Source organism: Mucilaginibacter daejeonensis, assembly GCF_020783335.1.
GTDB lineage: Bacteria > Bacteroidota > Bacteroidia > Sphingobacteriales > Sphingobacteriaceae > Mucilaginibacter > Mucilaginibacter daejeonensis.
The window spans coordinates 3,084,003-3,101,666 of sequence record NZ_CP086068.1 but is presented as its reverse complement, the minus strand read 5'-3'; the positions used below and the strand labels follow the sequence as shown (position 1 = coordinate 3,101,666).

The 17,664-nt window shown below is 46.9% G+C and carries 15 protein-coding genes; 11 read left to right on the top strand and 4 right to left on the bottom strand.

What is annotated here, in order from left to right; genetic code table 11:
* Window positions 1-28 precede the first annotated feature (28 nt).
* The 4 genes from LLH06_RS13180 (at window position 29) to LLH06_RS13165 (ending at window position 3,859) form a co-directional block, all read left to right on the top strand.
* Entirely contained in the window at window positions 29-733 is a 705-nt protein-coding gene (locus LLH06_RS13180) for a dihydrofolate reductase family protein (RefSeq protein WP_228169752.1), read from the top strand.
* Window positions 734-826: 93 nt separating this feature from the next.
* Window positions 827-2,284: a rhomboid family intramembrane serine protease gene (locus LLH06_RS13175; RefSeq protein ID WP_228169751.1), complete on the top strand. Its 1,458-nt coding sequence runs from the start codon at window positions 827-829 to the stop codon at window positions 2,282-2,284.
* A 125-nt stretch (window positions 2,285-2,409) separates the two neighbouring features.
* A complete protein-coding gene (locus LLH06_RS13170) occupies window positions 2,410-3,285 on the top strand; it encodes a polysaccharide deacetylase family protein (protein ID WP_228169750.1) in 876 nt (291 codons plus the stop codon).
* A 37-nt stretch (window positions 3,286-3,322) separates the two neighbouring features.
* The gene (locus LLH06_RS13165) at window positions 3,323-3,859 is read left to right on the top strand and encodes a hypothetical protein (protein WP_228169749.1); all 537 of its coding nucleotides are present in this window, start codon (window positions 3,323-3,325) and stop codon (window positions 3,857-3,859) included.
* 57 nt (window positions 3,860-3,916) lie between these two features.
* Here the strand turns inward: LLH06_RS13165 and LLH06_RS13160 are convergent, their stop codons facing one another.
* Both LLH06_RS13160 and LLH06_RS13155 read right to left on the bottom strand, forming a co-directional pair.
* Window positions 3,917-4,603, bottom strand: a complete 687-nt coding sequence (locus LLH06_RS13160; protein WP_228169748.1) for a LytR/AlgR family response regulator transcription factor — start codon at window positions 4,601-4,603, stop codon at window positions 3,917-3,919.
* The gene (locus tag LLH06_RS13155; protein WP_228169747.1) at window positions 4,600-5,664 is read right to left on the bottom strand and encodes a sensor histidine kinase; all 1,065 of its coding nucleotides are present in this window, start codon (window positions 5,662-5,664) and stop codon (window positions 4,600-4,602) included. The genes LLH06_RS13160 and LLH06_RS13155 overlap by 4 nt, the downstream gene beginning before the upstream one ends.
* Before the next feature lie 174 nt (window positions 5,665-5,838).
* Between LLH06_RS13155 and LLH06_RS13150 the strand changes: the two genes are divergently transcribed.
* The gene (locus LLH06_RS13150; protein WP_228169746.1) at window positions 5,839-7,131 is read left to right on the top strand and encodes an erythromycin esterase family protein; all 1,293 of its coding nucleotides are present in this window, start codon (window positions 5,839-5,841) and stop codon (window positions 7,129-7,131) included.
* Window positions 7,132-7,253: 122 nt separating this feature from the next.
* On the opposite strand, the gene LLH06_RS13145 is transcribed toward LLH06_RS13150, so the two are convergent.
* Both LLH06_RS13145 and LLH06_RS13140 read right to left on the bottom strand, forming a co-directional pair.
* A complete protein-coding gene (locus LLH06_RS13145; RefSeq protein ID WP_228169745.1) occupies window positions 7,254-8,150 on the bottom strand; it encodes a hypothetical protein in 897 nt (298 codons plus the stop codon).
* Between the two features lie 6 nt (window positions 8,151-8,156).
* Window positions 8,157-8,657, bottom strand: a complete 501-nt coding sequence (locus tag LLH06_RS13140; RefSeq protein ID WP_228169744.1) for a hypothetical protein — start codon at window positions 8,655-8,657, stop codon at window positions 8,157-8,159.
* A gap of 112 nt (window positions 8,658-8,769) precedes the next feature.
* Between LLH06_RS13140 and LLH06_RS13135 the strand changes: the two genes are divergently transcribed.
* From LLH06_RS13135 to LLH06_RS13110, 6 genes are all read left to right on the top strand, one after another.
* The gene (locus LLH06_RS13135) at window positions 8,770-9,417 is read left to right on the top strand and encodes a hypothetical protein (protein WP_228169743.1); all 648 of its coding nucleotides are present in this window, start codon (window positions 8,770-8,772) and stop codon (window positions 9,415-9,417) included.
* 236 nt (window positions 9,418-9,653) lie between these two features.
* Window positions 9,654-10,391: a hypothetical protein gene (locus LLH06_RS13130; RefSeq protein WP_228169742.1), complete on the top strand. Its 738-nt coding sequence runs from the start codon at window positions 9,654-9,656 to the stop codon at window positions 10,389-10,391.
* A 204-nt stretch (window positions 10,392-10,595) separates the two neighbouring features.
* Window positions 10,596-11,183, top strand: a complete 588-nt coding sequence (locus tag LLH06_RS13125) for an RNA polymerase sigma-70 factor (protein WP_228169741.1) — start codon at window positions 10,596-10,598, stop codon at window positions 11,181-11,183.
* 71 nt (window positions 11,184-11,254) lie between these two features.
* Complete coding sequence (locus LLH06_RS13120; protein WP_228169740.1) at window positions 11,255-12,271, top strand: FecR family protein; 1,017 nt, start codon at window positions 11,255-11,257, stop codon at window positions 12,269-12,271.
* 240 nt (window positions 12,272-12,511) lie between these two features.
* Entirely contained in the window at window positions 12,512-15,817 is a 3,306-nt protein-coding gene (locus LLH06_RS13115) for a SusC/RagA family TonB-linked outer membrane protein (RefSeq protein ID WP_228169739.1), read from the top strand.
* A gap of 27 nt (window positions 15,818-15,844) precedes the next feature.
* Complete coding sequence (locus LLH06_RS13110; protein ID WP_228169738.1) at window positions 15,845-17,584, top strand: RagB/SusD family nutrient uptake outer membrane protein; 1,740 nt, start codon at window positions 15,845-15,847, stop codon at window positions 17,582-17,584.
* Window positions 17,585-17,664 lie beyond the last annotated feature (80 nt).

Below are 17,664 nucleotides of genomic sequence, written 5' to 3'. Positions count from 1 at the left end.
TACACCAATACGCTTTACGTAATATAAAATGCCGAAAGACAGACCATACATCATTTGTTTAATGATGACATCGCTCGATGGAAAGATACTGACCGAGAAATGGGGCAATGCTCCAGCCATTGAGAAACTGAAAGACAAATTTGAGGAAGTGCACGAAGAGATAGGAGTGAAGGCCTGGATCGTGGGCCGCACTACCATGGAAAAGGACTTTACCGAATTTGCCAAGCCGGTCATCAAAAAAGGCCATCACGACGTTGACCGTAAAGATTATGTGGCCAATGCCAAAGCCGAATCATTCGCCATAGCCATCGATGGTGGTGGAAAGTTGGGGTGGGAAAGTTCGGAGATGGAAGGCGACCACGTGATCACGATCCTGACCGAAGGGGTTAAGGATGGTTACCTTGCCCATTTACAAGACATCGGTGTATCGTATATTTTTGCTGGGGAAAAAGAGGTCGATATCAAGGTAGCCGTAAAAAAGCTTTACTCACTTTTTGGTATCGAAAAACTCATGCTCGAGGGCGGTGGTCACGTGAATGGAAGCTTTTTGAATGAAAGCCTTATAGACGAATTGCATCAGGTGTTGTTACCCATTGCCGATGGTAGCTCAGACAGTTCAACCTTCCTGGAAATAGACCCTAAAGTAAAAAAGGGTGGTGCTACCTTATTCAAGTTAGAACAGGTGATACGCATCGAAGATGATGCGATATGGCTCACTTACAAAATAAAGTAATGGCTCGTTCACAATTTAGGTCCTGATAGCGTACCGCAACGTAAAGCGCCTATATTAGTAGCTGTAAATAAATGACCTTACACACATCATAGTATGGGAACATCAGAACGTTCGGTAAACATCGAGGGCCTTGGCCAGAAGCGAAGCTTAGTATCGGCGTTCGGTGCCATAGAATCTCTGGATTGGCGTACCCGGTTCCTTTCAGATGCGGGCGTGATCGCTTATAGCAACAATGCACAGCATTCATGGAATGGTGAGTTCACCATCAATGTGGGCGCCGATCAAATGCACATCAAGTGTGTGCCCATCTCCAGTCTAGCAACTGATAGCGGCCAGGCCGAACGTGCGATCGATCAGTTCGAGGCGACCTTCACCGAACTCAGCACCACACTTACTGAGGATGAGGTCCATGAACGATATAAAGCGTATGAAAAGGACTTCATACCTCCCTATGAAGACACTTTGAAGCCCGATATCCGACCAAAATTCGGGGCGGTCGGAGGATTCTTCTCCTTTTTTAAGCCTACCGAAAACTACTTTTTCACGCCCATACTGGTTATCATCAATGTGCTGATCTTTCTCATCATGGTATGCAGCGGGGTCTCTGTTTTTGAGCCTACGGGACCAAGTGTCCTTGCCTGGGGAGCCAATTCTACCACTACCACCCTTGATGGGCAGTGGTGGCGCTTACTGACCAACTGTTTCATTCATTTCGGTATCATTCATCTGGCGCTCAATATGTACGCGCTCGTATTTGTGGGTGTGCTTTTGGAGCCGTTCCTCGGCAAAGTAAAGTTTCTAACGGCTTACATCCTGACCGGTATAGCGGCCAGCGCGGTGAGTATATGGTGGCATGATCAAACCATAAGTGCAGGTGCTTCAGGGGCTATATTCGGCTTTTATGGTGTTTTCCTCGCTATACTAAGTACTAACCATGTGGAGCGCTCTATGCGCAATGGGCTATTGGCCAATATCGGTATGTTCGTGATCTATAATCTGGTGTACGGCGGCCTGAAAAGCGGCATCGATAATGCAGCGCACATAGGCGGGCTGCTCAGTGGTGCGGTGGTCGGTTATATTTACCTGCCCGGTTTAAAAAGACCTGATGATCGAGCGATCAACAAAAGGGTGACCATAGCGGCGAGTGTGGTCATCATGGCGGGGACGATGTTAGCATGCGTATATACATCACGTAGCGGCAACGCGATCTATTTTAAGCGTATCGATTCGTTCTTTGAACTGGAAGAAAAGGCCGTGAAGATAGTGAACGATACCAGCGGTAAGCCTTTAGCCGAAGCATTGCCTGCATTGCAAAAGGGCATCGTTTACTGGAACCAAGGTATCAACCTGATCAAGGATCTTGACAAGCTTGACGTGTCAAATGACATTCATCAACGAAACAAGGGACTTATTAAGTACTGCCAGTTGAGGATACAAAGTTATAGGCTGATGTATGATGCTTACGCGAGCGATTCTCAACCTAATTCGGTGCAAATGGCCAACATTGATAAGCAGATCAAACAGTCAATTGACGAGTTGTCGTCAAAATAGCGATGACAGATAAGATCGTAAGGTACTGCCGTTGATCCTATGCTATGCAACGCTCAAAATAGTTGGTGTGTGATCGGTCGGTGGAGTATATTTACCACGTAATTGCTTCACCAACTTCAAGTATAATGCGTAAGGATCTGCTCAGGTTAGTGCTGTGTGCACTCACCTTGTTAATTGCCACTTCATGCCATCAAAACACAGCCAAACAAAAGGTCACCGGTCCCAACGGTGCTACTGATATCTCCAAAACAACATCATATCCATCTGAACAAAGGGCCGCTAATGCTGCGGAGATCATGGCTCGCAAAGAGGTGCCGATCCTTTGTTATCACCAGATCCGCAACTGGACGGCTAAAGACTCTAAAAGAGCCAAGGACGATATCTGTCCGGTAGACCGTTTTAAAGCTCACATGAAAATGCTGGCCGACAATGGCTATCACACCATACTGCCCGATGACCTGCTTGCTTACCTGACCCAAGGCAAGGCATTGCCCACAAACCCGGTCATGATCACTTTTGATGATACCGACCTGGACCAGTTCACGGTAGGCTATCCGGAATTGAAAAAGTACCACTTTAAGGCGGTGTTCTTTATCATGACCGTTGCATTAGGTCATAAGCGATACATGACCAAGGACCAGGTAAAGCAGCTTTCGGCAGAAGGGCATGTGATCGGCAGCCACACCTACGACCACAAGATGGTGGTGAAGTACAAGCACAACACTGACCCCAAGCTTGACGATTGGACCGTGCAGGTGGATGAGCCGACCCGTACACTTGAAAAACTGACGGGCAAAAAGGTAGAGTACTTTGCTTACCCTTATGGCCTCTGGAATATGTCGGTGCTGCCAGAGCTTAAAAAGCATGGCTTCAAGGCCGCATTCCAACTGGCCGAAAAGCGTGATGCCAACGACCCTCTCTTCACCATCCGCAGGATCATCGGTAGCGGCTACTGGTCGGCTTCGGGGCTGCACCACGCTATGTCGAAAAGCTTTAAGTGATCAGTTGGCTTGTCGTCAGTAAACAACGTGCTTTGTTGTGCCGTTAGTTAAAGTGATGAATAAGGAATACTATTTTCCGGCATGGCGAGCCATCACGATAGGGGTTTTGATGGTGTTCGTAGGCTTGTTGCCTGTGATGATATTTTCTTTGATCGACGGCTCGGTCATCTCGGGGCTTAACTTCTTTCTTAGGCTATTCACCGGATTTCCTGAGATCATGATCGGCCTGCTTGACCTGCTCATCCTGGTCAGTGGCGTGGCTTATCTCCTCAAAGCTCGTAACATCGTCTGGTTAAAGCTTGACGAACACGGCCTTCACTATTTGCCGTGGGGCGATGGAAAGCCGTCAAGGGTAAAACCGTTGTTCAATATATTTTACCTCGAAGCATCGATGGTGTTCGTGCCATATCGTGATCTTGTAAAAGCCGAACTCATACCCAGTAAATGGGCCGGAGACCTCATCAGGCTTCACTTCAAAGCGAATGCTCAAAAAGATATCAGGGCGATACCCTTCAACACGGCTCAAAAGGAAGAGATCATAGCGTTGGTCAATGAGCGTTGTAATGCTCAGTGATCAGGACCGCATCGTTTCGTATACTTGCCGTTCGACGTAGATAGTGACGAACCTGAACTAATTGTGGATGAATTCCAACAACGGCTTTTTGTACAAGAGCCCGATGGGCACAAAGGTCTGATCTTTTAAGATCAACGCGTCCTGTTGGATACGGCTAACGTGATGTTTATTCACGATGTAAGAGCGATGCGCCTGAATGAACGTCTTAGTGTCCAGTTTGTCCAATATCCCTTTAAGTGTATGATAAATGACGTGCGTTCCCAACGTGGTATTGATCTTTACATGATCGCGGCAACCTTCAATATATAGGATATCGTTTTGCTTGAGTATCAGTGTACCTTGCTGATCCTTAACTAGCAGGGTAGTGGTATCCACATCATTCTGGGTGGTTTGTGACCATGCACTCTTGGCCTTCTCTACAGCTTTTACAAAACGTTCGTATGCAAAAGGTTTAAGCAAATAGTCTACGGCATTCAGTTCAAAACCTTCGTAGGCATATTGTTTATATGCGGTAGTGAAGATAGTGGGTGGAGGTGTAGACAAGGCTTTCAAAAAATGAAGTCCGTTCACCAAGGGCATCTCAATGTCGAGGAATAACAGATCGGTCGTATGCTTGCTCAAATATTCGAACGCGTCGACAGCGTTCCTGAACTTGGCCGCTAACTGTAGTCCGGGCGTCTCTGCAATGTAATGTTCCAGCACCTGATGAGCCAATGGCTCATCGTCAACGATCACACATTTCATATCAGTTCTATCAAAATTTCGGCGACATATTTTCCATCAGCATTTGATGTGATGAATTGATGCATGCCACGGTAATACAACTCAAGTCGCCTTTTAACGTTCACAAGGCCGATGCCGCCAACACGATCTGGTGTTGGTAGTACAGGTGCGTTACCCATCATATCGTTAATTATTGAAAAGCTCAATCTATCGTTGTGGATCTTTAATTCGGCCATCACGGTAGCGTTGTCAGTGAGTTTATGTTTGCCATGTTTAAAGCTGTTCTCGACCAGGGGCAGGAACAAGAGCGGCGGTATCTGTATGTCAGGTACGTTGGCCGGCGTCAGTAATTCAATGCTGACACTGGGATATTTTTTTTGCTCCAATTCAAAGTAACCTTTCAAAAAATCGATCTCATCGGCCAAGCTAACGAACTCCTTGTCGCAATCATACAAAATGTATTGCATCATATTCGATAGCAGCAGTATGAATCGGGGCGTATCTTTCGAGCCGGTAAGGCTCATGCCATACAGGCCGTTCAAAGTGTTGAACAGGAAATGCGGTTGTAATTGCGTTTTGAGCATGTTCAACTGCAGTTTCAAGTGGTCGGTCTCCACGCTGTGCCGCTTCAATTCGCTTTTATATGAATACCTGGCAAAGGCCACGCAAAAGAAAGCCAACAGATCGGTGAGCGCCAGGTCGAGGTCCACATACCGCACTTTTGTCAAACCGGCAAAATACGATCGGGTTATTCCATTTTGTTTGAACAATTGGAATATCCAGGCAATTGCAGCATTGTTATACACGCTTACCAATGACAACGATACTGCCGTAAGGCAGAATAAGAGCCAATATCGCTTCTTTTCAAGTAATCGAGGTACAGCCCAGCGGTAGTAGGGTACCAGGTATAATGTACTGAAAATGCTGTAAAGACATATTTCAAGGTAAGGAAAATTATTACCCTCCTGGTGCGGAAGCCCTGAATGCTCGATACGGTAGGAGTACTTATAGATACTCACGTAGAATATCCATACAAGTATCTCAAAAACCGCGGGGAAGGTGATCTTAAAGCTTTTTAGCACATCGCTAAATTAAGACTCATCGGTCTATTTAATACAAGGCTATCCGACGAAAACTGCTTTTTACACGACGAAAACCGATCGTGCCGGTTCTGACGTGCGGGCCGTGCGTTCGGTCGGCCGATCGCTCCATCTTAATGCTTAACTCTTTTCATTTGCATCATTAATAACAAATACATGAAAAGAACTATAGTCATTCTGCTTACACTGATCTGTTCCTTGGCAACACTGAAAGCACAGGTGAACGATGGTGCATCCGTCGATACAAAGGCGTTAAAAGCGATCAAAACAAATAATTATACAGATCTCAAGCGATCTATAGCTCCGCTGACCAAAGTAATGGCTACCAAAAAGATCGTGGCCTTGGGCGAGGGCACGCATGGTACCGCCGAGTTCTATAAGCTCCGGTATTGGATAACCCGTATTTTGGTGGAAGAGAAAGGATTTGATCGCATCGCATTTGAGAATGACCTGAGCGATTGCTGGCTTTTGGATCGCGAGTTGCCTAAACGGTCGAATATCGACAGCTTGATGAAAAAGTATCTGCTCAGTATATGGCAAAACAAAGAGACCAAAGAACTTCTGCAATGGGTGAAAAAGTACAATGCAGGTCATCGTCGTAAGGTCGTGATCAGTGGCATCGACTACGTTTTTTCACGACCTGATGTCACCGTATTAAAAGAGCTCCTTAGCGGCACCAAAGCGGCTGCTTTGCTGGACACGTTGAACGGACCGATCTTGCGTGCAGCAACATTCCAAGACGAGGCCTGGTATGGATTGAACCGGGCCGACTATAGGTTAAATTACGACTCACTTGAGAAAAGCAGCTATAGCGGCTACTTGCTGGCAGGGCAATTAGGCAAGCAGCTTGAGGCCATCGAATTGCCGCAACAGGTAAAGAATGATGCCTTGCTCGCGATCACTAATTTACGGCAGGCCTTTGCCCCGTTCTACGCCTCTCGGGCCAAAAAAGCAGAGGCCAGTCGCGACAGCAATATGGCTTACACGGTGTCGGCGATGATGCGAACTCCAGGTACCAAAATGATCATTTGGGCACACGACGGGCATGTGGCGAAAAAGCCGATCTACCAGGGGGCCGTAGGCGGCACCGGTGGTTACCTAAGAAAGATGTTCCCTGATCAGTACTTTGTGTTAGGGACCGGAACGGCCACAGGCACTTTTGCAGCCACAACAGAGCCGCGCGACACTTATGATAACCCAATGAAAGCATATGCACTGGAGGCCCCATTAAAGGATTCATGGGAAAAGACATTGATGGACACCAAGATCCCGGCATTTTATTTCTTTCCTGACCAGTTCAATAATAATAGGTTGATCAAGCCAATGCGTTTTGTAGGATACACCCCTAAAAGTGGTGCTTCCACTTACGATAAAGTAAACATGAGTGATCATTTTGACGCCTTTCTATTCATTAGTGATACGCATGCCGCCACACCGCTTGATCAATAAGAAAGCTAAATTACAATGTTAATACAGGCGTTATGATGGCTTACAAAGCCATCGTAACGCCAACTTGTATTCAATCAACGCACGGTATGTAAGCGGAACAGTATTACGTTGTGGCAGCGATCCTACTTTCCTTTCTCCTTCACGATCGTTCCATCTTCTTCAACATGATAACGCTCTTCAACTGAACGCTCTGCTATTGTAATGGTCACTATGATCTGGAAGTTGTCCGTGATCGCAAAATGCCTGGTCTCCTTGTCGTCCTCGCCATCAGGTTCGTACCATTCGCCTTCAACGTACAGGTTGCCGGTCACTTGCCCGTTCTTTATGGCGATCAAATAATACCGGTAGCTCATATCGCCGCAGTCTTGCGGAACCAAAATAAGCCTGACGCTGACGGGGGATGGCAGGGAAAGATAGCGCGTCTCCGCCTCATTACAACTGTACTTGTCTAAGCCTTTTACAGAGGCAGTTGGCATTGTCGTGTAGAACGCCTTTGATGGGTCGGTCCTTCGGTCATAAATCATTTTGGATGACGCTACAGATCCTTTATCAATATCATTACTGATCAGCTCAGCGGCAAATTGAGCAAATGACCTTTGTGCGGAAGGTGGTGAGGTAGTGAGTACGCTCTCTTCTTTTCCCTGTAGATGAATGGTTCGAATGTGATCAGATGGGTCGTAAGCAAATACGTAGACCTCAGTATAAGTATCAGATAGTTGGTCGTTCATGAACATATCTACTTTGAACGAAACGGTGATGTTAGGAAGAGCACCTGTAACTCTTGTAGGTGTGTACGTCATGGCACACCCTGAACCACAACTGACCACGAATGACGATGGTAATTTTATGCCCATCTTGCTTGGCGTGGACTTGGTGGTCTTGCCGCTGTCGACCGTTCGCTTAGTCCCATTATTAGCGGTAGATTCACTTCGATCTTGATGACAGCTAGTAATGGTCATCATCAAGATCAGGGCGATCAATGCGGCATCGATGTATCTGAGCTTTTGGGTAGATGTCATGTCTTATTACGTTTGGGGTATAGCATTTCGGTCTATATTGATCGCTTTCGACAGTGCACGATATCGGCGTTGGAAGCTGAAGAAGAGCATCGTGGTGCTGACCACATATATCGCCGAAAAGAGCAAAGCTTTAGTAGTGAGATCGACCTTATGTGACCGGCCGTCTTGATAAAAGGTGATGATCAGTGCTGTGGTCAGCAAAAAAGGTAAGCCGGAAAAACTCAGCCAGGAGAGCGATCCGTTGTCTCGGATCTTTTTGATGCGGTTCAAAAATATGGTTAGAGAACAGGCTACCATGGTTACGAGATACATCAGGGAGAAGACCAAATTTAGCAAGATATCAAGTATGGAGAATATTGTAGCCGAGAAGCTGTTTCCAGCAGCCGCGATGTTTATAATGGTCAGTCTAAAAGCGATGTATAAGGACACGCTGATCAACAGGTCAATAAGCCAGTACCTGACCACGATCTGATAGATCTTCGTATGGTATGATCTGTTGGTCAACATGATCTCGTATAAACCATTTTGTGTAAGAACCGTTTTGGTAATATCACTGTTTGGTGAATTATTATTAATGCTTTAATTAGGGGCGATGACGAGAGGAAGCTTATTATCGAGATTGTTACTAGTCCTGTACTGTTCGATCATATCATGTGACAGCCGTCCCGAGCGGTCAGCACAGAAGGTAGATAAAGCACCAAAAGCTGTAAAGGCGGTCAATGATACACCTGTCTCTAATGCCTTGCGGTCACCAACGGCAGCGTTGGCAAGCGATACGTTGAACGAGGTGATGAAGGAAAAGGACATTCGTTTAAATGGTGTTTTACCGCGCTATTTCTCTCTGAAGGAGTTCCGCAAGGCACTTGGCGAGCCCGACAGTACCAAATTACTCCTTGAAGAAGAGCCTTGCACCAACATATTTCAGGAAGCGGATGGTTCTGTGGACCCAGGTGCCAGATATCTTTTCAAGAGCGGTTCACGGTTCGAATGTTCAAAAGAAAAGGTGGCGATAGACGAAGTGAACTTTGCCCATGGCTATTATTTGATGTTCAAGGGATACCGGCTTGACGGCCACACCACGATGGCCGGTCTAAAGCAGATATTCCCGAACGCCTGTAAGCAGATCGGCACGGCGGATGTAATGGGCGATGGCCAAGTGCAGGTGGCCATACTGAGAGAAGATAGTAATAATGTATCTGATGGGCATATCGAGTTGTTCATAAAGGACGGTAAACTTTACAAGTTGCACTGGTGGTTTCCTTGTTAGAGCCTTGCGGATCATGACCGTATCACTACAAAATACTTACATTCACTTTTCCATCATTTCCAATGACCTTAAAAACCGCTTTATCATTATCACGAATTGCTGTAACATTATTGGGCGTTTGTCTGCTTTCAGCCTGTGGGCAAGACGCTTATGAAGGCTACGTTTACGACCGCCAGACCCATTCACCTTTACGGGATGTTATTGTCAGTTACCATGGGCTGCAAGTGAAATCCGATATGCATGGCTATTTCAAGATAACGACTGATGATGTTAGCTCTGACGTGATCACGTTCTTTAAAGAAGGCTACCAGCCAGATACCGCACGCACAATGATCATACACAGCGGCGAACAAATGCAAGAGCATTTTAAGAGTGGACGTGACACGGTGTTTCTATCACCGGTGACCCTAGCACCAACTGCCACTGATCAGCATACCAGTTCGACAGATGTTCAATGGCCCATATCATCAAAGCGATTCGCCAATTTTTATCAGCGTGAGCCGGTAGGCGGTGATCATCAATTGGTCGTCCCCAAAGGCTTTGAATTGGCCTCCTATGACGAACCGATCGTGCCCGTACACGAAAGCCCGTTCGGGTACGACATTAAACCAGGCGATAGGTATGTTAACGCTAACCAGTTCCATTTAGGCGAGGTGAACCTTAAAGTGATCATCTACACCATAAAAGGAGAGAACGATGGCCGTGTGCTTAACATACAATTGAATAGCTACAACCCCAATGGTCAATTGCAGGACGCTTTGTTACTGGATAGCCGTTTCACATTCGAGGTAGAATATCACCGTGATTTTGTGATACAAAAGAATGGTTCGATATCGATCACTTCATACAGCAAGGATCACTACACCTACAACGAGCAAGGCGATATTACGGGTACTCTCGAGAATGCGAAGACAGAAAGCTCGACCGTGGTCTATCATCTGAAGCCTGATGGTAAGTTTCAACGTATTGATTAATAGTATTTTGTATTTATACTTGGCTTTTGCTTAGTGTGTTTTATAAAAGGTCTCCTAAACTGATCACACTGAACTATTCGCAACTCTTCCTCCTCATCACACTGTCATGTGATAGGTGTAGCGTTAAGTATTGAAATTTTAGTTTATTTGTAGTTCTACACGATCGAACCAATACTAAGTTTCAAAGAAGATCAAAGGTCTCGGATGAGCGGCGGTGCCCTACAGGATGATAATGAACTTGTCGAAATGCTTCGGCAGGGGAGTGTTGCGGCATTTGAAACCCTTTACAAGAGTTACTGGGATAAGTTGCTCAACGCTGCGTATAAACGATTGTCTGACCTTGAACTTTGCGAAGAATTGGTGCAAAACATCTTTGTGAAGATCTGGGAAAAAAGAGAGGTTTTACAGATAAATACAGGTTTTTCTAACTATTTACATACTGCCTTACGATACAGCGTTATCGACCATTACCGGAAGCGGTTGACGGAAGAAAATTATTTAAGTTTTCGGTCATCGTCTGCCGATGCCGACAATTCTACCGAGGACAATATCATTCTTAACGACCTCAAACGCTATCTCGAAAAGCTGATCGATCAACTGCCCGACAAATGCCGGTCGGTGTATCAATTGAGCAGAGCCGAGCACAAGACCAATAAGGAGATAGCACAACTACTCAACATCTCCGAAAAGACCGTAGAAGGTCACCTCACCAAAGCCTTGCATGCCCTGCGTTCAGGCATGGCCGATTACCTTCCTTTAGCTGTGCTTATTTTTTTAAAAAAAAATATGTAGGTCGGGCAAGGGTAAGCGCCCTGCCTAAACGACTATATATTGTAAACCGATTCAAATCTTCTTTTTTCACCATGACCAGCGAGCAACTTGCCGAGCTGATGGAGCGATACCAAAAGGGTACTTGTACTCCTGAAGAAGCGGCCATTTTAGAACAATGGTACAGCAGTTACGATACCAAGGCCAATATCCTTGACTCGTTGCCTGCTGCCGACCGCGACAGGTTGCAACAGCGCATGTATGATAGGATAAGCGACAAAACTGGCATTGAGCAAGAGAAAAGGTCGAACGCTAAGATCATATCCTTGTGGGCTAAGATCGCCGTTGCAGCGGTGTTGACCAGTATGGTCATCTTTTTTGCTTGGAACAAGCGCTCGCTTGAATCTAAACCTGCAGTGACCGATAGCTGGGCCAACGTCATAAACTCGGGTGCTGGCATAGTTAAACACAACCTGCCTGATGGTAGCACCGTTTGGCTCAAACCGGGCAGTAGTCTTAAATATGTCAAGACTTTCAATGCTATATCAAGGGACGTGGCCATGAACGGAGAATGCTTTTTTGAAGTGATCAAAGATCCGCAGCGTCCGTTCGTTATCGTGAGTAAGCACATCGTGACCAAGGTGTGGGGAACAAGCTTTAGGGTGAAAGACGCCAATGATGCCACCAAGGCGACCGTGACCGTCATGACCGGAAAAGTATCGGTAAGTAAAACAGGCAGCGAGGCACACCAAGCCGGTGCTAGATTGCTTAAGAACGAGGTGATGTTATTGCCTGATCAGCAGGCCACATACAGTACCACTCAAAACCAACTGACCGCTAACCGCCACGCCGATATGAGCGATATGGCGCTTTGGAAACATACAGATCTGTCGTTCAATGATCAGAGCGTTGCACAAATAGCTTCTGTGTTGAGTAAACGATTTGATGTGGACATCACTATAGAGGGAGAGCATCTCAAAAAGGCCTCCATGACAGCAGACCTTAACGGGCTTAACCTACCCGAAGTTCTGGATGTGCTCAAGACCTCGATGAAGATCGATTATGCGGTTATAACCAATGACCGTATCATACTAAGAAGAACCAATTTATAAATCAAACCAAAAAAGAGAAGACCATGAAGAAGAGATACTTACCCACCTGATACTTCCTGTCCTATAAATGCAAAAAGGGTACAAAAGTGTTGCAGCACTCATGTACCCGATGCGATCGAGCCCATTTGGTGAACATCAATAAAATTGGTGAATGGGCCCTTATTATATTTTTTGTCAAAATACGATCATTTCAAATCTATGAATTTTTGTTTACTTCAGTCGCACTTCTGGTGCAAGATCATGAAAATCACATTTGGCCAGTTACTCATCATCACGTTGATGACCGGCATCACTTACTCAAAGCCAACTTCGGCGCAGGAAGTGCTCAATAAAAAGATCACGCTATCGGTACAGCAAAGGACGCTTGCCGATGTGTTGAAGACGCTTGCCCGAACGCATAAGGTAGAATTTATCTACAATCAGGATGTGGTGAGCACCAGTGACAAGATCACGGCACAGTTCAGTAACATGGGGTTAAAGGATGTGTTGAACCAACTGCTTACGCAATATCATATCAACTACCAGGTATTTAAGGACAAGATCATCCTGATCGATGCACAACCGCAAAGCCAAGCCGTCACTAATGCTAAAGAGATGCAGGCCATCAACATCACCGGTAAGGTGGTTGATGAAAAGGACCAGCCGCTGGTAGGAGTAAGTGTTACTGTAAAAGGCACATCCAAAGGTACGATCACTGATGTGAACGGTGGTTTCAAGCTGTCAGTAGAGAGCACTAACGATGTATTGGTGTTCAAGTATGTAGGTTATAATACGCTTGAGGTTCCGGCCACTGGTACATTGCCGTTGACCATCAAACTTACCGCCGATTCAAAGTCGCTTAACGAAGTGGTAGTGGTAGGTTACGGTACCAAAAAGAAGAGCGACCTCACCGGTAGCGTGGCCTCACTGAGTTCAGAGGATATCGTTAAGTCGCGTGCACCCAACGCTCAGGAGGCCCTTCAGGGCCGTATGCCGGGGGTGGACGTGAAACGCAGCTCGGGCAAACCAGGTGCCGATATGACCATTGAGATCCGCGGTGTGAACTCCATTTACGGTAACACCCAACCGCTATACGTGGTGGACGGCATCCCAGTGGCCAATATCAATGACATCAACCCGGCCGACATCGAGCGCATGGACGTATTAAAGGATGCGTCATCTACGGCCATATTTGGTTCGAGAGGTGCTAACGGTGTGGTGATCGTGACCACTAAGCGCGGTACCCGCGGCCAAACCAAGGTCAATTATGATGGGTATGTGGGCTTTGTGAACGCCTACAACCTGCCAAAAGTGATGGATGGGCCTAAATTCGTCGATTACGCACGTGAGTTCTACCGTACCCTGGGTACTAACGTGACCCCTAATGTGAACTATACTGACGCGCAAATTTTCTCGGCCACTGAGCTGGCTAATATAGCTAACGGTAATTACACCAATTGGATCAATGTGATCAAGCGTAATGGTTTGCAAACCAACCACAACCTATCGGTAACCGGTGGTGATGAAAAGACCTTGTACTTTTTATCTGCTGGCTACCAGCAGTACGAGGGAGCCTTGAAGGTGGAGAACACCAAGAAATATACCCTGAAAGTAGGTTTGGAAAAAACGCTGGGTAGCGTGGTCAAGATCGGTGCCTCGATGTACGGCACCTATGCTGATTTTAATTTGGGTAGCGGCGAGGTATTTAGAAGCGCTTACCGTCTACGTCCTACCGGGAGCGCATACAATGCTGACGGCAGCCCACGCTTTTTTGCTTACGAAGGTGAGCAGCAGATCACCAATCCGCTGTTCGACTTTGATAACGACCTGCGCCGTACGCAGTACATTCGTATGTTGCCTAATCTGTTCGCAGAGCTGAGCTTTGGTAAAGATCTGAAATTCCGTACGTCTTTCACACCTGATATCACTTTCCAGCGTGCCGGTACGTACAGCGATACCTATTCCAAGATAGGAGCGGGTACCAAGCCTAATGCAGCCACCAATGGCGCGAACCACATTTTCAATTACACGCTGGATAACCTGTTGATCTACAACAAGAGCATCAACACGGATAATAAGCTTGAGCTTACCTTAGGCAACTCGCTTAACTATTATCAAACAGATAACAACCTGATCTCGGTATCCGGCTTGCCTTACCGCTCGTTATGGTATAATGTAGGCAACGTGACCACCGTTAACGGTGTAGCTCCGGTCACTACGGTTTCAAGCGCTTACAGTAAGCAAACGATCAGCTCTTACTTTTTCAGAGGTAATTATACATTGAAGGGGCGTTATCTTTTGACCGTGACCGGCAGAGCCGATGGTAATTCCATTTTTTCTGACGGAAACAAATGGGGCTTTTTCCCATCGGCAGCGTTGGGATGGGTGGCCAGCGAAGAGAACTTTATCAAGAACATCTCAGCGATCAGCTTCCTGAAATTCAGGTTCAGTTATGGTCGCTCGGGTAACGCCGCAGTAAATGGAACGTACTTTTACCCGTATGTTACCCAGTCGGCCGTTTCAACCAGTTACTATGATTTTAACGGTGCTAATGCCAATGGTTCAGGCATCGTAAACCTTGCCCCATCGGCCCTTACCTGGGAAAAGACCACCGAGTACAACGCCGGTATGGAATTGAACCTGTTCAAGAACCGTGTAGCGTTCACGTTCGATTATTACAATAAGACCGCCAAAGGTACCCTGTTACCACAACAGATACCTGCCGCTAACGGCTATGCCACCATTACGGCCAATGTTGGATCGATACGTAACAGTGGTGTTGAGTTGGGTTTGAATACAACCAACATCAAAAGCAAGGACTTCACCTGGACCACCAACATCAACTTCTCCAAGAACAATAATAAGATCATTGATCTTTTTGGTAATGGTGCCAACGACGTAGGTAATGCACGTTTTATAGGCGAAAAGGCCCGCGTGTTGTACAACTACAAAATCATTGGCGTATGGCAAAGCAATGAGGCCGCTCAGGCCGCCACCTTTGGTCAAAAGCCCGGTCAGTATAAACTTCTTGACGTGAACGGTGATGGCCGTATCAACGCCGACGACCGTGTGATACAAGGCAGCGATATACCTGATTGGTTCGGTGGCCTGACCAGCACTTTCAACTATAAGAACTTTGATCTGGGCATTACCTTTTACACCCGCCAGGGCACCAAGCAGGTAAGTACCTTTTTAGAGCAGGCAATGAATGGTGATCAGGGCCGGGCACGTTTTGGCGCGTACGATCGTAGTTACTGGACCACCACTAACCCCAGCAATACCTGGGCAAATAATGCTATTGAGACCGATGCTACTCGCAGGTTGGTCGCCACGTACCAAAACTCATCTTACACCAAGATCAGTAATATGACGCTGGGCTTCACCGCGCCAAAAGCGCTGGCCAGTAAGATCGGCATGAACAGTTTGCGCATCTACACTACGGCCTACAACCCGTTCATCTGGACCAAATTTATTGGTTGGGACCCTGAAACGGCCGACCTGAACTCTTTCGGTCTGCAGGATTTCCGTACCCGTACTTTCATCCTCGGCGTTAACCTTACTCTTTAATCTAATCATCATCAAAAGATCATTGATATGAAATCTTTCAAACATAAACTGCTACCGTTCTTCATATTGGCCGCACTGGCCGGAAGCACAGGCTGTAAAAAATATATTGAAGAAACCAATCTTGGTGCTGCTACCGACCAGTTGTATTACGTGACCAAACAGGGTTTTGAAGACCTGGCGCGGTCCAATTATCCTAACCTGCGCTACATCGTGGGCATGAGCTCATTGCACAACCTCGGCACTGATACCTATTCATCCTTGCAAACCACCGATGTGAATGCATTGAACATCTACAACGCATCGCTAAACTCTTCTCTGGCCGATCTTGATAACTACTGGAAGCAATTGTATTTTACCATAGGCGGTACCAATACCACTCTCTATTGGTCCACCCAGGTGCAAAACATAGATGCGACTACGCTTAATGCACGCATAGGAGAAGCCAAAGCACTGAGAGCTTATTGCTATTATTTGTTGGTGGAGACCTTTGGCGATGTTCCGCTGGTACTCACACGCACCGTTGATGTCAACACCTCGTTCACCCGCACACCTGAACGTGATGTATATACGCAAATGATCAAGGACCTTAACGAGGCCATCACCGCATTACCGACGACTACGGCCGACCAGGGGCGTATCACCCGCGGTTTTGCTCAGCATTTGCTCTCCAAGGTGTATCTCACCCGGGGCTACAAGAGCTACGGATCCGGCGCGGCGGACTTTACCCAGGCGGCCACCCTGGCCGAGAACCTCATCACCTCCGGCACTTACAGCTTGCGCCCATCGTTCGCCAGCATGTTCGACCCGTCGGTAACAGGCTTTCAGATCAACTCTGAGGTTATCTTTTCCGTTCAATATAGTACCAACGCGGCTACCAACCAGGTATTCTTCTTAGGCAAGGCCGGGCTGCCAGCAACTGCGGGTAGTACTGCCGTTGCCGGTACGGCGGTTGCTGGTAGTGCGGTGCAACAATACTTTTTGTGGGATGCTTCTACCATTGCACCGATCGGCCGTTCAACGTTCTATAACCGGCCTAACACGGCGACGTCGGCCACGCCCGACCCTTATTTTTATAGCTTATTTGATAAGGTGCGCGATAGCCGTTACCAGGCCACTGTTTGGAACACTTTGATCGCACAAGCAAGCGGCGTAGCTAAAGGCAACAACTTTGTGGCAGGAGATACGGTAGTTTACTACCCTGATGTTGCTTTTACCGCTGCGCAAAAGGCCGCTAAAAAGTATTATGTTTTTAATCCTGACGAGTATCGCACCTCGCCATTTAGCGGCAATACCCGAACGTTCCCGTTGTTCAAAAAGTTCAGGGACCCCAACGCGCTATTTGCCGACTACGGCGGCACGCGCGACACCTATGTGTTTCGGTTAGGAGAGACCTACCTGCTGGCCGCTGAGGCGTACTTGCAGGCGGGAAATCTGGGTAAAGCACTGCAGTACTATAACCAATTACGTACGCGCGCCGCTAAGACAGGGAACAACCCGCTGACCGGAGTTGCCTATGCCACCGAAATGCAGGCCACCACTTTGACCCTGGACGACATTTTAGATGAGCGTGCACGCGAACTGGCTGGTGAGGAGTTCAGGTGGTTCGAGCTTAAGCGTACCGGTAAATTGATCAGCCGTACGCTGGCATATAACGATGAGGCCAAAGCATCGAACACTTTAAAAGCTTTCCATTTATTAAGGCCCATCCCTCAAACGCAGATCGATCTTAACCGTGGTGCTACCATCCCGCAAAACCCAGGTTATTAACTGAAGAGTTTATCTTATCTTCAATTTATCAAGTGTACCGTTTTACCAGCGGTACACTTGTTTGTTTTATAGTTGATGGT